Consider the following 16,741-nt stretch of genomic DNA (forward strand, 5'->3'; position numbering starts at 1 on the left):
TTGTTATATTTCTGTAATATTCATATATGAGACTGATTCCGCTGCAGGAGCAGTCTTAAAGGTTGCATCTAGGTAAAATAAATGTTGCATTTATGATAATTCCTGATGTACTTAAGATAAGACAGCGGTAGTTCCCGGCAGTGATATTGACTCACTATGGAGATCGCGAATGGTTGCGTCCTGTACTGGACAAGGTAAACACATCAACCGCAGCACCCGGCGCGGAGGCTCAGACTCCGGCAGCGATTTCCTCACCACAAAATTCTCCCCTCCACCTCTAAATACGATTTCTACCGACGTGCATAACGGTGCGCGTAGCCGTTCTGTATCGTCATCCGGTAATGCAAGCAATGGCTTACAAGGAAGCCAACCCTCTGATGTTCGTGCGCATAATCGTGCCGATGCTGGCGCGTGTGATGAATACCAACAACTCAAGGTGCTATCCATGGGAAGACAGAAAGCAGTGATCAAAGCTCGTCGCGAAGCAAAACGTGTGCTGAGACGGGATTCACGTAGCCATAAACAGCGTGAAGAAGAATCGGTCACCTCGCTTGTGCAGATGAGCGGCGTAGAATCCATTGGCATGGCGCGGGACAGCCGCGATGCATCGCCAATAGTGGCGCGGAATGAAGCTCAGGCGCACTACCTGAATGCTATCGAGAGTAAACAGCTCATCTTTGCAACCGGGGAAGCCGGATGCGGGAAAACCTGGATCAGTGCCGCCAAAGCGGCGGAGGCGCTGATTCATAAGGACGTGGAAAGGATCATCGTTACCCGTCCGGTACTGCAAGCGGATGAAGATCTGGGCTTCCTGCCTGGCGATATTTCTGAGAAGTTTGCCCCGTACTTCAGGCCCGTCTATGACGTGCTGGTGAAGCGGTTGGGCGCTTCCTTTATGCAGTACTGCCTGCGACCAGAGATTGGCAAGGTGGAAATCGCGCCGTTCGCCTATATGCGCGGACGTACATTTGAAAATGCGGTCGTTATTCTTGACGAGGCTCAGAACGTGACCGCTGCGCAAATGAAGATGTTTTTAACGCGCCTCGGGGAGAACGTGACGGTTATCGTCAACGGCGATATTACCCAGTGTGACCTGCCGTCGGGCGTGAAGTCTGGCCTGAGCGATGCCATGTCACGTTTTGAGGAAGATGAGATGATAGGGGTGGTCCGCTTCACAAAAGAGGACTGCGTCCGCTCAGCGCTGTGTCAACGAACGCTGGAAGTGTACTCCGACTAAGATCATTTCACATTTTAAGTCATTTCTTCCCGGCGTCATGCCGGGAAGCTTCTTTTATTCCCTCTGTTCGCATGGCTTTTTTTTAATCATATTTATTTCCTATAGCATTCAACGGGATTTACGCACCGTTTTGCGGTAATAATAATATTACTGTTAATTTGCTGCGAACGCTTTTTATACAGATCGCAAAAATGTGATATGTATTTACAATACCCACAAAATACCTGTGAATATAATTATCGCGCTAATTGTTAGGTGAAAATTAAACGTGAATGTTGTCACAGAATATGACTAAGCAGTAAAAATTAAGTTGGTGTCTTTTGGGTAATTATCTATGTTTCGTACTTGTTCAAATTAAATTCTAAGAAGAAACACACCAGGGGATCGTTTCCTCTGGAACATCACGCTGAGGGTCATACATGAACGAACTGGTTAGTGCAATTAATGGTGTTATCTGGAGCCCTGCGTTAATATTTTTATGTCTGGGTGTCGGTCTCTATTTCTCACTGCGTAGTCGTTTTCTGCAATTACGTCATATAAAACATATGATTACCCTGATGTTTCAGGGCGGGGCTACCGATGCCGGCGTATCATCGTTTCAGGCGTTGACGATGACGCTGGCGGGCCGCGTAGGGACAGGGAATATCGCCGGTGTGGCGACCGCCATTACCTTTGGTGGCCCCGGTGCGCTTTTCTGGATGTGGGTAGTGGCATTTTTAGGCGCCAGCTCTGCTTTTGTTGAATCCACGTTAGGTCAGGTTTATAAAGAAAAAATTAACGGCGAATATCGTGGGGGACCTGCCTTTTATATTGAAAAAGGGTTGGGGGTGAAGTGGTACGCATGGTTATTTGCTATTGTGACCATTTTCTCCTGCGGTTTATTACTTCCGGGCGTACAGGCAAACTCAATTGCCGCCAGCCTGGATATTGCCTTCGGTCTTAACCCAAACGTTACGGCGGCAATACTGGCTGTACTGTTAAGCTTCATTATTTTCGGTGGTGTAAAAAGGATCGCCAGCTTTAGCAGTATGGTCGTTCCGTTTATGGCGCTCGGCTATATTATTGTTGCCTGCGTTATTATCGCGATCAATATTGAAAAACTGCCTGCTGTTATCCTGCTGATCTGGAAAAGTGCTTTTGGCCTTGAAGCGGGATTTGGCGCTATTCTGGGCCAGGCTATCATGTGGGGCGTTAAACGCGGCGTCTATTCCAACGAGGCGGCGCAGGGCACCGGGCCACATGCATCCTCGGCAGCAGCCGTAAGTCATCCGGTGAAACAAGGGCTGGTTCAGGCGTTCTCCGTATATATCGACACGCTGTTTGTCTGCTCCGCGACCGGGTTTATGCTGTTGATCACCGGGCTTTATAATGTTCAGGGCGTCGACGGCGCAGCCCTTTATACCGGTATTGCAGGCGTGGCGGCCGGTCCTGGCTATGTGCAGACAGCGATGGAAAGTATGATGCCGGGCTTTGGTAATTACTTTGTCGCCATCGCGCTATTCTTCTTTGCCTTCACCACCATCATTGCCTATTACTATATCGCTGAAACCAATATCGCCTACATCAACCGTAAAATTCACCGTCCGTGGCTGACATTCCTGCTTAAATTATGTCTGATGGCTTCCACGGTATATGGCACAATCCGCACCGCGGATCTGGCATGGGGATTAGGGGATATCGGGGTAGGGCTGATGGCCTGGCTCAACATTATTGCCATTGTCCTCTTGCATAAAAAAGCCTTTGCCAGCCTGAAGGATTATGAAACCCAGAATGCGCAGGGAATTGATCCACAGTTTGATCCGGTTCGGCTTGGGATTAAAAATGCGGATTACTGGCTGGGGGAGCGCAGAGATGAAGAGGGGGGATTGCCGGGGCAGGTTTCTTCTCCTGAAGGAAAGCAGCCGGCGGGGAAGTTGAATAACTGAGGAATAGTTTAAAACGGGCCCGTGCTTATGCGCGGGCTTTTTTTATGGGTGAGGCGGTATCACCCGCACCGGCGGGGATTGACTCGCTTCGCTCTCAGTCTGTCCAACTGGCTGCGCCAGTTGTCGAACCCCGGTCGGGGGTTCTCATCCCCCCGCAGACGTGCAACATGCGAAAAAAAAGCCCGCATTTTCATGCGAGCTCTTCTTAAAATATGGCGGTGAGGGGGGGATTGACTCGCTTCGCTCGCCCTGCGGGCAGCCTGTTCGCTATGCTCTCAGTCTGTCCAACTGGCTGCCGCCAGTTGTCGAACCCCAGTCGGGGGTTCTCATCCCCCCCTTTTCGGAGAATATAAAAGAAAAAAGCCCGTACTTTCGTACGAGCTCTCATCTTAAATATGGCGGTGAGGGGGGGATTCGAACCCCCGATACGTTGCCGTATACACACTTTCCAGGCGTGCTCCTTCAGCCACTCGGACACCTCACCATATTGTTTTGCTGCCTGACCGCTTGGGGGGCAACGGGGCGCTACTATAGGGAGTTGCGCGAAAGCGGTCAAGCAGATTTTCTGCATTCGTGCCTGTTCGGTTAAGCCTTAATCAGCTTATGGCGCACCGCGCAGGATCAACGCTGCGAATCGAGCACTTCGCTGTTTTTCACGACGTCCTGCGCTTTGCTGTAACTTTCGATCAGCAGCTGGTAGGCAGGGAAGATGTGTGTGTACACCTCTGCCCATTCTCCCGCATCTTCACGGTTCCACGTGCGCTGGATCTCTGAGGCCACTGCCGCTGTGTCCATCGGTACCACGCCTGCCTGCACCACGCGCGCCAGGGTGATCTCTTGCGCCATTTTGCTGTAGGTGCCGGAGGCATCAATCACTGCAAACACTTTATATCCGTCCGCCACCGCGCTGATGGACGGGAAGGCCATGCAAACGCTGGTAATCGTCCCCGCGATAATCAGCGTTTTGCGTCCGGTGGCTTTCACCGCCGCCACGAACTCCGGATTATCCCAGGCGTTGATCTCACCCTTGCGTGCCACATACTGTGCGTGCGGCGCATTGGCGTGGATCTCCGGGATAAGCGGGCCGTTCGGTCCCTGTGGAACCGACGCCGTGGTGATCACCGGGATCTTCGCCAGCGAGGCGATCTTTGCCAGCGCTGCTGCACGAGCGCGCAGCTCAGGCATTGGCATGTCTCCAACAGTCTGGAACAATCCGCTCTGGTGATCGATAAGCAGCATAACGGCATCATTGACGTCAATAACGGGACGTGCACCGTTGAAGTTTGCAGGGGTAGACATAATGCGCTCCTTTATTACGTTTAGATTTGGCCAAAGCGGCCGGAGTTGAAATCGCGAATAGCTTCGGCGATTTCAGTTTTACTGTTCATCACAAACGGGCCATAGCCCACGATGGGTTCATTCAGTGGCTCCCCGGCCATCAGCAACACTTTGGCATCGCTGCTGGCTTCGAGATGCAGCTTGTCGCCGCTCTGACTCAGCACGACCAGCTGCGCCTCACCCGCAGGCGTGGTGCCGTTCACTGTCACGCTGCCCTCAACAACAACCAGCGCCGTGCTCCAGCCTTCGGGCTGATTGAGCGTCAGGTGGCTGCCCTGGTGCAGCGCGAGATCCCATACGTTAAGCGGTGAGAAGGTATGCGCCGGGCCGGTTACCTCTCCAAAGCGGCCAGCAATCACGCGCATTGTTCCGCTGTTATCCGGCAGGGTGACCACCGGGATATCCGCCTGAGTGATGCTCTGGTAGCCAGGCGTCGCCATTTTGTCTTTGGCGGGCAGGTTGACCCACAGCTGCATCATTTTCAGTTCACCGCCTTTCTGCGAGAACGCGCTGGAGTGGAACTCCTCGTGCAAAATGCCTGCGCCTGCCGTCATCCACTGCACATCGCCTGGACCAATAACGCCGCCTCTGCCGGTGGAATCACGGTGCTCAACTTCGCCTGAGTAGACGATGGTCACCGTTTCAAAACCGCGATGAGGATGCTCGCCCACGCCGCGTTTTGCGCCATCCGCCGGGAAGGTATGTGGTCCGGCGTAGTCAAGCAGCAGGAACGGGCTCAGCGGTTCGCCGTGCGTCTGGTAAGAAAACATCGAACGAACCGGAAAACCATCACCGACCCAGTGCGGACGAGGTGCGGTATACACGCCTGTTACGTTTTTCATGATTAACTCCTGATGTCCTGTTGATGTAAATAGCTTATATTCAGGGTTAATATCCCGGTAGATAGCAAAAATGACATTCACTGTTCCTTAAATAGAACAATGGGGGCGTATGCAGGATCTCAATGATTTCGTATGGTTTGTGAAGGTGGTGGAGCATGGCGGCTTTGCGGCGGCGGGGCGGGCGCTCGATCAGCCAAAGTCGAAACTGAGCCGTCGGATTGCGCAGCTGGAAGAACGCCTGGGTGTTCGGTTGATACAACGTACCACGCGGCAGTTTGCGGTGACTGAAGTGGGGCAGACGTTCTATCAGCACTGTAAAGCCATGCTGGTGGAGGCTGAAGCTGCGGAGGAGGCGGTGGCTGCTTTACAGGCTGAGCCGCGCGGTATGGTCAGGATCACTTGCCCCGTAACCCTACTGCACGTTCACGTGGGGCCCATGCTGGCGAGGTTTATGGCGCGCTATCCGGGAATTAACCTCCAGCTTGAAGCCACCAACCGCCGGGTCGATCTGGTGGGGGAGGGGGTGGATGTGGCGATCCGCGTTCGTCCGCGCCCGTTTGATGACAGCGATTTGGTATTAAGGGTGCTGGCGGACAGGGGTCACTGTCTGGTTGCCGGGCCGACACTGATTGAACGGATGGGCAACCCGGCGATGCCTTCTGAGCTCAGCGAATGGCCGGGTTTAAGTATGGGCGCTGGTAAACACCTGCATAAGTGGGAGCTGAGCGGGCCGGAGGGGGCGAAAGCAGACATTCACTTCACGCCGCGCCTGGTGACTACCGATATGCTGGCGCTGCGGGAGGCAGCGATGGCGGGCGTGGGCGTGGTACAGTTGCCCATTTTGATGGTGAAGGATCAGCTGGCTTCAGGTGAGCTTGTTCGGGTGCTGAATGCCTGGGAACCCAGACGGGAAGTGATCCATGCGGTGTATCCTTCCCGGCGCGGCCTGCTGCCATCGGTCAGGACGCTGGTGGATTTTCTCACCGAAGAATATGCCCGGATGGTGGAGGAGTAACGTTTCCAGGGGGCAACTGAATGCGAGCACCTAACTATCCCCTCTCCCCTCCGGGGAGAGGGTTAGGGTGAGGGGGGGATTGACTCGCTTCGCTCGCCCTGCGGGCAGCCTGTTCGCTACGCTCACAGTCTGTCCAACTGGCTGCGCCAGTTGTCGAACCCCGGTCGGGGGTTCTCATCCCCCCCTTGCGGAGAATATATAAGAAAAAAGCCCGTACTTTCGTACGAGCTCTCGTCTTGAATATGGCGGTGAGGGGGGGATTCGAACCCCCGATACGTTGCCGTATACACACTTTCCAGGCGTGCTCCTTCAGCCACTCGGACACCTCACCATATTGTCATCCCGTTGTTGTCGGGACGGGCGCTAATGTAAGGAAAAGCCGTACTGCCGTCAACCCACTTTTTCAGTAATTTAGCGTGTTTAGACAAACTTCAGGCAACCTGATTTCGAAATGTGCGAAAAGCGCCTCTTTTATCAGCAACGCGGTTTAGCGATAAATTTGTTATGCTGACAAGCCAGTTGAAAATGAAAATAAAACAGCGCACTAAAAGGCAATGACTATGGATATTATCTTCTATCACCCCACTTTTGATACGGCTTACTGGATTAAGGCGCTCACGGCGGCACTGCCTGGCGCACGCGTTCGCGAATGGAAACAGGGCGATAATGAACATGCCGACTACGCGCTGGTCTGGCATCCCCCGGTCGAAATGCTTCAGGGACGCCGTTTGAAGGCGGTGTTTGCTCTTGGTGCGGGGGTGGACTCCATTCTCAGTAAGCTGAAGGCTCACCCTGAAATGCTGCCGGAAGATATTCCCCTGTTTCGTCTGGAAGATACCGGTATGGGGGAGCAGATGCAGGAATACGCCGTAAGCCAGGTGCTGCACTGGTTCCGCCGCTTCGACGATTATCAGGCGTTTAAACAGCAATCCCACTGGGAACCTCTCCCGGATTATCAGCGTGAAGATTTCACCATCGGCATCCTCGGGGCGGGTGTGCTGGGTTCGAAAGTCGCCGAAGCGCTCGCTCCGTGGGGCTTCCCACTGCGCTGCTGGAGCCGGAGCCGTAAGGATTATCCGGGCGTCGAGAGCTTTGCCGGAACGGACGAACTCCCGGCGTTCCTGAAAGGGACACGCGTTCTCATTAACCTGCTGCCGAATACGGCGGAAACGGTCGGCATTATCAATGGCACGCTCCTCAACCAGTTGGCAGAAGATAGCTACTTAATGAACCTGGCGCGCGGGGTACACGTTGTGGAAGACGATCTGCTGAAAGCGCTGGATAGCGGTAAACTGAAAGGCGCAATGCTGGATGTGTATAGCCGCGAACCGCTGCCGACAGACAGCCCGCTTTGGGCACATCCACGCGTGGCGATGACGCCCCATATTGCGGCCGTGACGCGACCGGCGGAGGCCGTGGCGTATATCTCGCATACCATCAGCGAAATAGAGAAGGGCAACGCGGTGACCGGACAGGTCGACAGACAGCGAGGCTACTGAGAGAAACCCGGCGTTCGCCGGGTTTTTGCTAATATTCGCCGCTGATAACTGCTATCCTTTGGAAAAACCGCAGAGGAGAGAAAGATGTATCCCGTTGACCTGCATATGCACACCGTCGCCAGTACTCACGCTTACAGTAACCTCCATGATTATATCGCTCAGGCGAAGCTGAAAGGCATCAAGCTGTTTGCGATAACCGATCACGGTCCGGATATGGCGGATGCGCCGCACTACTGGCATTTTGTGAATATGCGTATCTGGCCACGTCTGGTTGACGGTATCGGGATACTGCGAGGCATCGAAGCGAACATCAAAAATACCGACGGTGAAATTGACTGCACCGGCCCGATGCTGACCTCGTTAGATCTGATCCTCGCCGGCTTCCACGAGCCGGTCTTTGCGCCCCAGGATAAAGAGACCAACACCGCGGCGATGATTGCCACCATTGCCAGCGGCAATGTGCACATTATCAGCCACCCGGGAAATCCGAAATACCCGATCGATATTCAGGCCGTGGCACAGGCCGCAGCGAAGCACCGCGTGGCGCTGGAGATCAACAACTCCTCGTTCGTGCATTCGCGTAAGGGCAGTGAGGCCAACTGCCGCGACGTTGCGGCGGCCGTGCGTGACGCAGGCGGAATGGTGGCGCTGGGCTCTGATTCACACACGGCCTTCACGCTGGGTGATTTTAGCGAGTGCCTGAAAATATTGCGGGACGTGAATTTCCCGGAAGAACAGATCCTGAACGTCACGCCGCGTCGTATGCTCGACTTCCTTGAGTCGCGCGGCATGGCGCCGATTGATGAATTTGCCGATCTTTAATTAATAACGGAATAAAAACATGAATGAGTTTTCCATCCTTTGCCGCGTGCTGGGCACCTTATATTACCGCCAGCCGCAGGATCCGCTGCTGGTTCCGCTGTTTACCCTGATTCGTGAAGGTAAACTGGCGCAGAACTGGCCGCTGGAACAGGATGAGTTGCTGGAACGCTTGCAAAAAAGTTGCGATATGCAGCAGATTTCAACGGATTACAACGCGCTGTTCGTGGGGGAAGAGTGTCGCGTGTCGCCGTATCGTTCTGCCTGGCAGGAAGGTGCGACCGAAGCGGAAGTTCGGGCGTTTCTTTCAGAACGCGGCATGCCGCTGACGGATATGCCTGCCGATCATATCGGTACCCTGTTGCTGGCGGCCTCATGGATTGAAGATAAAGCAGGTGATGATGAGAATGAGGCGATTGAAACCCTGTTCGAAACGTATCTGCTGCCGTGGGTCGGAACCTTCCTGGGTAAAGTTGAAGCCCACGCCACCTCTCCGTTCTGGAGAACGCTGGCTCCGCTGACGCGTGACGCTATCGCTGCCATGTGGGATGAGCTGGAAGAAGAGAGTGAAGAGTGATTTAAATCACTAAAATCCTGCAACGATACATTTCAACTTGCACGTAACGTGCTTCTGATCTCATTTCTAGGGTGCGCATCTGCTAAGATGCGCACCATGAACATATTACTTTGTATTGCAATCACGACTGGCATCCTCTCCGGCCTCTGGGGTTGGGTGGCGGTATCTCTCGGTTTGTTGAGCTGGGCCGGTTTTCTTGGCTGCACGGCCTATTTCGCCTGTCCGCAGGGTGGTTTTAAAGGGCTCTTTATTTCAGGCAGCACGTTACTGAGTGGCGTGGTCTGGGCGCTGATCATTATGAAGGGCAGCGCGCTGGCGCCGCATGTGGAAATCCTGGGGTACGTCATGACTGGTATTGTGGCTTTCCTGATGTGCGTTCAGGCAAAACATCTGCTGTTGTCCTTTGTGCCCGGCACGTTCATGGGTGCCTGCGCGACCTTTGCAGGCCAGGGGGACTGGAAGCTGGTGGTCCCTTCGCTCATGCTGGGATTACTGTTTGGCTACGCTATGAAGAACAGCGGTCTCTGGCTTGCAGCCCGACGCGAGAAGAGCCAGAACGTTCCTGTGGTAGGTAAATAAAAAAAAGGCGAGACGAAAATCTCGCCTTTTTATACGCCGCCAATCATGACTCCGGCGGAACCGACATCTCACGGTATTTCACCAGCACCGCATTACTCACGTCACTTTTATTCTGAAGATCCCACAAGCCGCGATCGATGCCGTCATTAATCAGGAAAATCACCCCGGTTTCGATGGCCGACATCAGACACAGCATGACCGGCTCGTTAGAGGTATAGCCAATTTCAGCCTCCAGCAAACGCTGGTAGTCGATAAAGCGGAATACCCCCGCCTGCACTTCATATGAGAGAATCGTTTTGCTGGTGGTCACGGAGGATAAAATTTCACCCGTGCTCACGTTAACCACGCGCAGGTTGACGGCAATCTGATCCAGCTGATACTGCGTGTCGGCCCCGATACCAAAGTAACGGGCACCCGCGCCGCCCGATTTCACGTTACTTTCGTAGCCGATAATCGAGCCTTCCACCATGATATTGGCTGCGGTGAGAGACTGTAGCGGCATGCGGTTATTGACGCCAACGGTACCATTCTCCTGTGCAGCACGAATGATCTTTCGTTCGTTAAGCAGGTTTTGCAGCCCCTGGCGTTCCAGCGGGATAAACCAGCGCGAATCTTTCAGGGCGGTAACCAGCATCGCGGTGGCGCTCTGCGGTACGGCCGTGGAGAAGTTACTGGCCGGATACGGTTTGAACTGGCCCGTCTCATCCTGAATGTTATAGACCGAGACGAATATCTTCCCGGTAGGGCCCGGCAGATGCGTCAGATCCCGATAGCTCTGGGCACGGGGCATTAGGGTGGGTTTAGCGGCTTCTTTTGGCGGGGCAGTTAAACAACCGCTTAATAAGCACACTGCAACTAAAATAAAAAAGCGCTGCATAATAATTGTCCTTATTTCGGGGTTGTTTAGAAATCAGTTGAACTGGTCTGCAAACCGGAAACCTGGATTGTCGACGTCTTACCGGTTTTTCGGTCTGTCACATTTAACTGAAGCTGCCCGTCTTTATTGGCAATATCGACGATAAAGTCATTAGTGACCATCCGGCCGGGTTTTCCGGTATTAATGTTGGTTAATAAGCCACCTAATATTTGCGACTGGATGGCCTGAGTAAAATTATCCAGAGCTGACGGGGTCTCGATACCGAAATCATCGTCATAGCTGGGGTCTTTATAGGAATTTTGAGCCTGCGCCTGGTTAAGCATAAAGGCTCCGTTATTCGGGTTGCCGCCAAAATTAGGGTTGCGGAACTGGAATGTCATATTTCCGGCCCAACTCAACGGCGCAATGAGCATTAACGAAATCACTGTGTGTGCGAGACGCATTACAGCCTCCGAAATAGGTGTCGTTGCTAGAACTCATCTTTTGCTAAATCGCCTGTGCTCAAAAGGGCTTTATCTAACTGTAGGCGGTTAATAGCTTCTTCTGTTTGTGCCAGTGCGAAAGCGACGTTCTGATCGAAGTCTCTTTTCGTTGGGAATAAAAAAGTCTGGTAAATAACGTCCTGATTAGCGGTTATTGTGATCCAGCTTCCCCACCGCGCACTGGGCCGTTCGTTGATGGTTAAATTACCCGGATAATCGCTTTCCCACTTATCGCTGAAGGCACGATAAAAATCGTGTCCGACAGAGGTGACAGTGTGGTCGGTCAACAGTCCAGGAACTTCCACCTCAACAGCCTGAAGGTTTCCGGCAGCAAGCATAATGCCTGCGGCGGCAATCCAACTTAGGGTGCGTTTCATGCTATTAACGCCTGAGGTTATCGTTTGCCCACGACACCGCCTGCGTGCGATTTTTAACAGCTATCTTTTTGAAAAGATTATAAAGATGCGTCTTAACCGTATTTTCGCTGATAAATAACGAACGGGCGATTTCAATATTTGAAGCACCAATACGCAGTTTGTTCAGGATCTCTTTCTCACGGTGCGTCAGAAGGGCCGATTCCGAACTGTTATAGCGATAATTTCCGGAGTGGGTAATGAGGTAGCTGGCCAGTTTTTGCGAGAAATAACACTCCCCCCGCAATATGCCCTGCAAACCCTCCACGACACGGTTTTCTTCTTCTGTAACGTAAAACACGCCGTTAATATGCGGCCAGCTCTCAATTTCGCGGAAAGGATACTCATCAGGCGTATTCAATAACAATACGCGGATATTATTGTTTTTCCTGCTTAAATTATCTTGCCAGTAATGGATCAGTTTTTTATCCGCTTCCATCATATCGAGAAGAATGATGCTGCCAGGAGCGATATCATCAAAAGAACGTTGAATGTTATGAAGTTTCCCGTTAAGTGACAGGCATTGTTTTAAATGCTGCAATAACGCTGTCGCTTGTAAGGAAGGTTTTGTGATCAACAATAATGTATGACCGGGTAAGCTATGGACTTCATTAAACATGATGAAACCCCACGTTATTTATGACACCCGGCAGCTGCCCTCGTATTATTGAAAAGGGCACCAGAAGTACTGCAGGTGTGGCACTGCTGTGTGTAGTTAAAAAACCTTCCTCCAAAGGAGGCGGTAAAATTAAAAACAAATAACGTACTGCTGTTTTCAATCTAGCTATTGCAAACTTTAAAGCAAGTGTTAATCGTGTAACAGAATGTAAAATTCGATATTTATTTGTGTATTTTGCGGGGTTGATAGATTTTAAGATAAGGGGAAAGTTGTACAGGTGTATAAACGTGCACAGATTTTAAAAACCATACGGTATATTATAATGAGTTGTATTATCTGGTTTTTTATTATTGTAAGCCAGCCGGTAAAAAGTATGAACTCTGCTAAAAACATAAGACTTCCCTAAGCCGGAATTTTTTCTTAAGAAAACTTGCTTCGTGTCACGCGCGTGCCAAAGGGCATTGTCGTTTTTGTCTGAAGAAGCCGGTACAGGTTGGACAGCCTGTCTCGCTGTTGTACAAGCGCAGGAAGACATTTTTGGTTTCTGCTTTAGGCGAGTATCCCGTCGTTTCAGGCGAGATTTACGACTTTGAGGTGAAGGGGAATATAAAAATAAGGCGCACGGGTGAGATATTAAACATGTTTCGGCAGACATACTCTTTTCCGTAACGCGGCGTTAACAAAACGAATCGCGTTAACGGAGTAAGGAATACCTTTTTTATAGCCAGGTCCAGGGTGACAGCATGAAAAACAAAACGTTGTTTATGATGTTTACATTACTGGGTGCGCCTGGGTTTGTAATCGCAGGTGATTCAGATTTAGCCAGTTCTGAATATAATTTTGCGATAAATGAATTAAGTAAAGCTTCATACAATCAGGCAGCCATTATTGGTCAACAGGGTTCAGGAAATAATGCTGATGTACGCCAGGGCGGTTCTAAATTGCTGTCCGTTATTTCCCAGGAGGGCGGGAATAACCGCGCGAATGTTGATCAGTCAGGGACGTATAACCTTGCTTATATCGATCAGACCGGCAACGGCAACGATGCGAGTATTAAGCAGGGCGCTTTTGGCAACACCGCCATGATTATCCAGAAAGGCTCGGGTAACAGGGCGAATATAACGCAGTATGGTACGCAGAAAACAGCAGTTGTAGTACAGAGACAGTCGCAAATGGCTATTCGCGTTATTCAACGCTAGCGATGTGTGACGCCTTAATCAATCCGATGGGGGTTTACCATGAAACTTTTCAAAGTGGCAGTTATTGCAGCAATCGTAGTTTCTGGCAGTGCTTTCGCAGGTGCGGTACCACAATTTGGCGGCGGTCACGGTGGTGGCTGGGGTGGCGGCAATAACGGCCCTGACTCAACCCTGAGCATTTACCAGTACGGCGGCGGTAACTCCGCGCTTGCTTTGCAGACGGACGCCCGAGATTCTGAATTGACCATTACCCAGCATGGTGGCGGTAACGGCGCAGACGTTGGCCAGGGCTCTGATGACAGTTCTATCGATCTGCTGCAAAAAGGCTTTGGTAATAGCGCCACCATCGACCAGTGGAATAGCAAAGATTCTGTTATCAACGTGAAACAGTTCGGCGGCGGCAACGGCGCGGCGGTAGACCAGACAGCGTCCGGCTCAACGGTGACTGTGCACCAGGTTGGCTTCGGCAACAACGCGACCGCACACCAGTACTGATTCATTTCTGTACCAAAAAACAGGGCATCCGCCCTGTTTTTTTTCGGGAGGATCTCATGAGCACATTCATTCTCCTTGCCGCGCTTGCCAGCCAGATAACGTTCAGTACCTCACAGCAGGCAAATGTGACAACCATTATTCCTCAGGTCACGCTGGCAGACGCCTGCGAATGTCAGGTTGAGGTGTTATCTGTCCGACAGGGGCAGGGGGGGCAAAGTACATCGCGGCAGAAAAATACTCTTTTTATACCCGCTAATCAGCCGATTGATTTAACGCGAATCAGTTTAAATATTCGCTCAGGGGATGCGGTAAAAATAATCGTCACCGTTTCCGATGGAAAATCGCTTCATTTATTACAGCAGTGGAACGCACCGGCAAGCACGCTTTAATCATTCATAAAATCAATGATTTAATAAAGTGGCGGCGCTGCACAGGTAAGCTATGCTGATATCAAGAACCCAGCAAACGGGTTGCTTAAATTGATACGTCATAACGGAGCGTTTTTACCCCTCAAGGACGAATTTCATTGAGGAGTACAAATAATGTTCAAATCCGCAGCGTGTATTATTTCTGGTCTGGGACTGATCCTGTCCTCTTTTTTTTCTCCGGCTTATTCAGCAACTATAGAGAATGGTGGGGTGATTCATTTTCGTGGCGCGGTGGTCGCTGACCCGTGCGAAGTCACGCCCCGGCATCGGCAGTTTGCGATTTCCTGCCCGGAAAATAACCGTATGAAAACGCATACCATCAGTTATGACGAGGCGCTCCGGGGCCATCATCCTCACTCAGCGCTGGCCGCTGTCACCATGAAATACCTGAATGAAAAGAAAACGCTTGCGGTCGTTCAGGTGGATTACCGTTAACCGCCGTTTTTTTCGCGACAGTTTTTCTCCTTCTCCCTCTGCGATACACTGATGAAAAAGGCGGGTTGCAGAGGGTGTTTATGAGACCGCAAATCGACGTTATTCATGGCGATATCACGACGGTGCACGTTGACGTGATCGTCAACGCAGCCAATTCCTCCCTCTTGGGTGGGGGCGGGGTGGATGGTGCCATTCACCGGGCCGCGGGCCCTCAGCTCCTTGAAGCATGCAAAACCGTGCGCCAGCAGCAGGGAGAGTGCCCGCCGGGGCATGCTGTTATTACGCTTGCGGGCGATCTCCCGGCCAAAGCGGTGATCCATACCGTTGGACCCGTCTGGCACGGTGGCGACCGCCATGAGGCTGAGATTCTGGAGCAGGCTTATCGTAACTGCCTGCGGCTTGCGGCAGATAACGGCTATAAGACCATGGCGTTCCCCGCCATTAGCACCGGGGTGTACGGTTATCCAAAGGAAGCGGCAGCTACGATCGCCGTGAATACCGTTTATCACTACCTTTCCCTCAAACCCATGCCGGAAAAAGTCATTTTTGTCTGTTTCGATGAGCACACCGCCGACCTGTATCAGCGGCTTTTGACCGCGCGCAGCCAGGCATTTTGATGTCTGAAAAGCAAAAACGGCGCTCTGGAGGCGCCGTTTTTTTATCCCGCTTTAACCTGAGGTTTGCCTGAGAACAGGAAACGCAAAAGCGGGATCCGCAGGTGGATTTCATACAACACGATGGCAATGCCAACCACAAAGACCAGACCGGTGAAGAAGCCCAGCGCATTCGATTTGATATGCGGCGTAATGTACGCCCCGAAAAACAGCGTCAGCGGATGGTGGACCAGGTAGATAAACAGTGAAGCATTAACGAAATAGGTGACGCGACTTGATTTAAAATTCAGCAGACGATGGCCAAGGGCGAACACCACGTTAACCATCCACAGGCCCATCAGCATCGTTATCACGCTCTCTGTCTCATACATCCACGCGTCCCCGCTGCCAAAGCGCTGATTGAGAAGATAGGCGGCAAAGGCCAGCGCAGCACCCACCGCACACCAGGGGGAGGGGGTGGTAAACAGCGCTTTAAGCCGGGGATGAATAAATGCCAGCGCCCCAATCAGGAAGAAGGGAATGTAGAACAGGGTCTGCATCACCACGAAATTAAACAGCCCATCGCTCAGAATGGGAGGGTAGACAATGAGCAGCGTACGCCTGACGGCGGCATACGCGACCCCCAGCGCAAGAAACAGCAGCGACAGCTTACCCAGGGTGATGTTGGCGAAGAAGGTCGAGGATGCGGCGCTCGCGCGCTGGCGCAGTTGACTGAAGATCAGCAAACTCACCGTGGTTAGCACCACCAGTACCAGCAGGAACCAGAGGTGGGAAATCAGCTCCCAGACCAGGGTGTTGTATTTCTCATAGAACGAGAGATTAGGCCAGTTTTCCGCCTTGCCTTTAACATGCTGCAACATGATGAACTGCGGCAGCGTCAGCAGCGGAATGGCCGTCAACATGGGTATGCCCACGCGCTCCACGCGCACTTTCCACCACCGCTTGAGGGGATAGCGCAAGAAGAGCATGTAAGAGAAATAGCCTGAAATGACGAAAAACACCTGCATGCGGAAGGCATGGATAAAATCATTGAACAGCGTCAGCCACCAGGAGGGCATCTGGCTGTTCACATGCCAGGTGTGGCTGGAATAGATCAGTGAAATATGAAAAGGGATCCCCAATAGCATGAGCCATGCGCGGATCGAGTCGAGGAAATATTCACGTTGTACAGGGGTTGTGCTCATATAACTTTGCGCATTCTCAGACTTTTCGCCTTATCCCTAAGGCTCATAATGGTTACATTCGGAGCCAACCCTACACCAAGACCGACACCCTGTCTCCAGGATAAGCACGCAAAGTGAAAAGCGGGTTCTTTCATTTGCTTAATCCATGAGCCAGCGAGCTGAAC

19 protein-coding genes, 2 tRNA genes and 2 other RNA genes are annotated in these 16,741 nt (G+C 52.1%); 12 read left to right on the forward strand and 11 right to left on the reverse strand.

All coding sequences use genetic code 11. From position 1 onward, the window contains the following. The first annotated feature begins 445 nt into the window (after window positions 1-445). Both phoH and ACQG0S_RS07910 read left to right on the forward strand, forming a co-directional pair. Window positions 446-1,237 (forward strand): phosphate starvation-inducible protein PhoH, encoded by a 792-nt coding sequence (gene phoH / locus ACQG0S_RS07905; RefSeq protein ID WP_017384762.1) that lies wholly within the window; start codon window positions 446-448, stop codon window positions 1,235-1,237. Window positions 1,238-1,656: 419 nt separating this feature from the next. Next, window positions 1,657-3,162 carry an alanine/glycine:cation symporter family protein gene (locus ACQG0S_RS07910; protein WP_022647693.1) on the forward strand — a complete coding sequence of 502 codons (1,506 nt, stop codon included), beginning with the start codon at window positions 1,657-1,659 and terminating at the stop codon, window positions 3,160-3,162. A 213-nt stretch (window positions 3,163-3,375) separates the two neighbouring features. On the opposite strand, the gene ACQG0S_RS07915 is transcribed toward ACQG0S_RS07910, so the two are convergent. The 4 genes from ACQG0S_RS07915 to ACQG0S_RS07930 all read right to left on the reverse strand — a co-directional run bounded on the left by ACQG0S_RS07915 (window position 3,376) and on the right by ACQG0S_RS07930 (window position 5,342). Then, window positions 3,376-3,513, reverse strand: a non-coding RNA gene (locus tag ACQG0S_RS07915) — RtT sRNA. A gap of 45 nt (window positions 3,514-3,558) precedes the next feature. Continuing rightward, window positions 3,559-3,646: transfer RNA gene (locus ACQG0S_RS07920), tRNA-Ser, on the reverse strand. 137 nt (window positions 3,647-3,783) lie between these two features. Continuing rightward, a complete protein-coding gene (locus ACQG0S_RS07925) occupies window positions 3,784-4,461 on the reverse strand; it encodes an isochorismatase family protein (RefSeq protein WP_003858068.1) in 678 nt (225 codons plus the stop codon). Between the two features lie 20 nt (window positions 4,462-4,481). Beyond that, a complete protein-coding gene (locus tag ACQG0S_RS07930; protein ID WP_022647694.1) occupies window positions 4,482-5,342 on the reverse strand; it encodes a pirin family protein in 861 nt (286 codons plus the stop codon). A 109-nt stretch (window positions 5,343-5,451) separates the two neighbouring features. Here ACQG0S_RS07930 and ACQG0S_RS07935 point away from each other — a divergent pair, with 109 nt between their 5' ends. Next, on the forward strand, window positions 5,452-6,357 hold the full coding sequence (locus ACQG0S_RS07935) for a LysR family transcriptional regulator (protein WP_023299771.1): 906 nt from the start codon (window positions 5,452-5,454) through the stop codon (window positions 6,355-6,357). Between the two features lie 62 nt (window positions 6,358-6,419). On the opposite strand, the gene ACQG0S_RS07940 is transcribed toward ACQG0S_RS07935, so the two are convergent. Further along, window positions 6,420-6,556, reverse strand: a non-coding RNA gene (locus ACQG0S_RS07940) — RtT sRNA. A gap of 44 nt (window positions 6,557-6,600) precedes the next feature. After that, window positions 6,601-6,688: transfer RNA gene (locus tag ACQG0S_RS07945), tRNA-Ser, on the reverse strand. A 229-nt stretch (window positions 6,689-6,917) separates the two neighbouring features. Here ACQG0S_RS07945 and ghrA point away from each other — a divergent pair. The 4 genes from ghrA to ACQG0S_RS07965 all read left to right on the forward strand — a co-directional run bounded on the left by ghrA (window position 6,918) and on the right by ACQG0S_RS07965 (window position 9,831). Then, complete coding sequence (gene ghrA, locus ACQG0S_RS07950) at window positions 6,918-7,856, forward strand: glyoxylate/hydroxypyruvate reductase GhrA (RefSeq protein WP_048966099.1); 939 nt, start codon at window positions 6,918-6,920, stop codon at window positions 7,854-7,856. Between the two features lie 84 nt (window positions 7,857-7,940). Then, a complete protein-coding gene (locus ACQG0S_RS07955; protein WP_022647697.1) occupies window positions 7,941-8,678 on the forward strand; it encodes a phosphatase in 738 nt (245 codons plus the stop codon). Window positions 8,679-8,697: 19 nt separating this feature from the next. Continuing rightward, the gene (locus tag ACQG0S_RS07960) at window positions 8,698-9,252 is read left to right on the forward strand and encodes a TorD/DmsD family molecular chaperone (RefSeq protein ID WP_048966098.1); all 555 of its coding nucleotides are present in this window, start codon (window positions 8,698-8,700) and stop codon (window positions 9,250-9,252) included. Window positions 9,253-9,348: 96 nt separating this feature from the next. Further along, window positions 9,349-9,831, forward strand: a complete 483-nt coding sequence (locus tag ACQG0S_RS07965) for a DUF1097 domain-containing protein (RefSeq protein WP_072200882.1) — start codon at window positions 9,349-9,351, stop codon at window positions 9,829-9,831. Window positions 9,832-9,874: 43 nt separating this feature from the next. On the opposite strand, the gene csgG is transcribed toward ACQG0S_RS07965, so the two are convergent. From csgG to csgD, 4 genes are read right to left on the reverse strand one after another with little or no spacing between them, the layout of a single operon-like run. Beyond that, complete coding sequence (gene csgG / locus ACQG0S_RS07970; RefSeq protein WP_023299773.1) at window positions 9,875-10,708, reverse strand: curli production assembly/transport protein CsgG; 834 nt, start codon at window positions 10,706-10,708, stop codon at window positions 9,875-9,877. 26 nt (window positions 10,709-10,734) lie between these two features. Next, on the reverse strand, window positions 10,735-11,151 hold the full coding sequence (gene csgF, locus ACQG0S_RS07975; RefSeq protein WP_003858054.1) for a curli production assembly/transport protein CsgF: 417 nt from the start codon (window positions 11,149-11,151) through the stop codon (window positions 10,735-10,737). A gap of 26 nt (window positions 11,152-11,177) precedes the next feature. Further along, window positions 11,178-11,567 carry a curli production assembly/transport protein CsgE gene (csgE, locus tag ACQG0S_RS07980; protein WP_003858052.1) on the reverse strand — a complete coding sequence of 130 codons (390 nt, stop codon included), beginning with the start codon at window positions 11,565-11,567 and terminating at the stop codon, window positions 11,178-11,180. A 4-nt stretch (window positions 11,568-11,571) separates the two neighbouring features. Beyond that, window positions 11,572-12,222, reverse strand: a complete 651-nt coding sequence (csgD, locus tag ACQG0S_RS07985) for a biofilm master transcriptional regulator CsgD (protein WP_006809293.1) — start codon at window positions 12,220-12,222, stop codon at window positions 11,572-11,574. A 743-nt stretch (window positions 12,223-12,965) separates the two neighbouring features. On the opposite strand from csgD, the gene csgB reads away from it, so the two are divergent. The 5 genes from csgB (at window position 12,966) to ymdB (ending at window position 15,396) form a co-directional block, all read left to right on the forward strand. Continuing rightward, complete coding sequence (gene csgB / locus ACQG0S_RS07990; RefSeq protein WP_023299774.1) at window positions 12,966-13,421, forward strand: curli minor subunit CsgB; 456 nt, start codon at window positions 12,966-12,968, stop codon at window positions 13,419-13,421. 39 nt (window positions 13,422-13,460) lie between these two features. Continuing rightward, window positions 13,461-13,916, forward strand: a complete 456-nt coding sequence (csgA, locus tag ACQG0S_RS07995) for a curli major subunit CsgA (RefSeq protein WP_003858043.1) — start codon at window positions 13,461-13,463, stop codon at window positions 13,914-13,916. A 56-nt stretch (window positions 13,917-13,972) separates the two neighbouring features. Next, on the forward strand, window positions 13,973-14,305 hold the full coding sequence (gene csgC, locus ACQG0S_RS08000) for a curli assembly chaperone CsgC (RefSeq protein ID WP_048966097.1): 333 nt from the start codon (window positions 13,973-13,975) through the stop codon (window positions 14,303-14,305). Window positions 14,306-14,458: 153 nt separating this feature from the next. After that, entirely contained in the window at window positions 14,459-14,779 is a 321-nt protein-coding gene (locus tag ACQG0S_RS08005; RefSeq protein WP_045307928.1) for a type 1 fimbrial protein, read from the forward strand. Window positions 14,780-14,859: 80 nt separating this feature from the next. After that, entirely contained in the window at window positions 14,860-15,396 is a 537-nt protein-coding gene (gene ymdB / locus ACQG0S_RS08010) for an O-acetyl-ADP-ribose deacetylase (RefSeq protein ID WP_022647704.1), read from the forward strand. Window positions 15,397-15,437: 41 nt separating this feature from the next. Here the strand turns inward: ymdB and mdoC are convergent, their stop codons facing one another. Further along, the gene (gene mdoC / locus ACQG0S_RS08015) at window positions 15,438-16,577 is read right to left on the reverse strand and encodes a glucans biosynthesis protein MdoC (protein ID WP_426750185.1); all 1,140 of its coding nucleotides are present in this window, start codon (window positions 16,575-16,577) and stop codon (window positions 15,438-15,440) included. Window positions 16,578-16,741: the final 164 nt, after the last annotated feature.

Source organism: Enterobacter cloacae complex sp. 418I7, assembly GCF_050030705.1.
Lineage (GTDB): Bacteria > Pseudomonadota > Gammaproteobacteria > Enterobacterales > Enterobacteriaceae > Enterobacter > Enterobacter intestinihominis.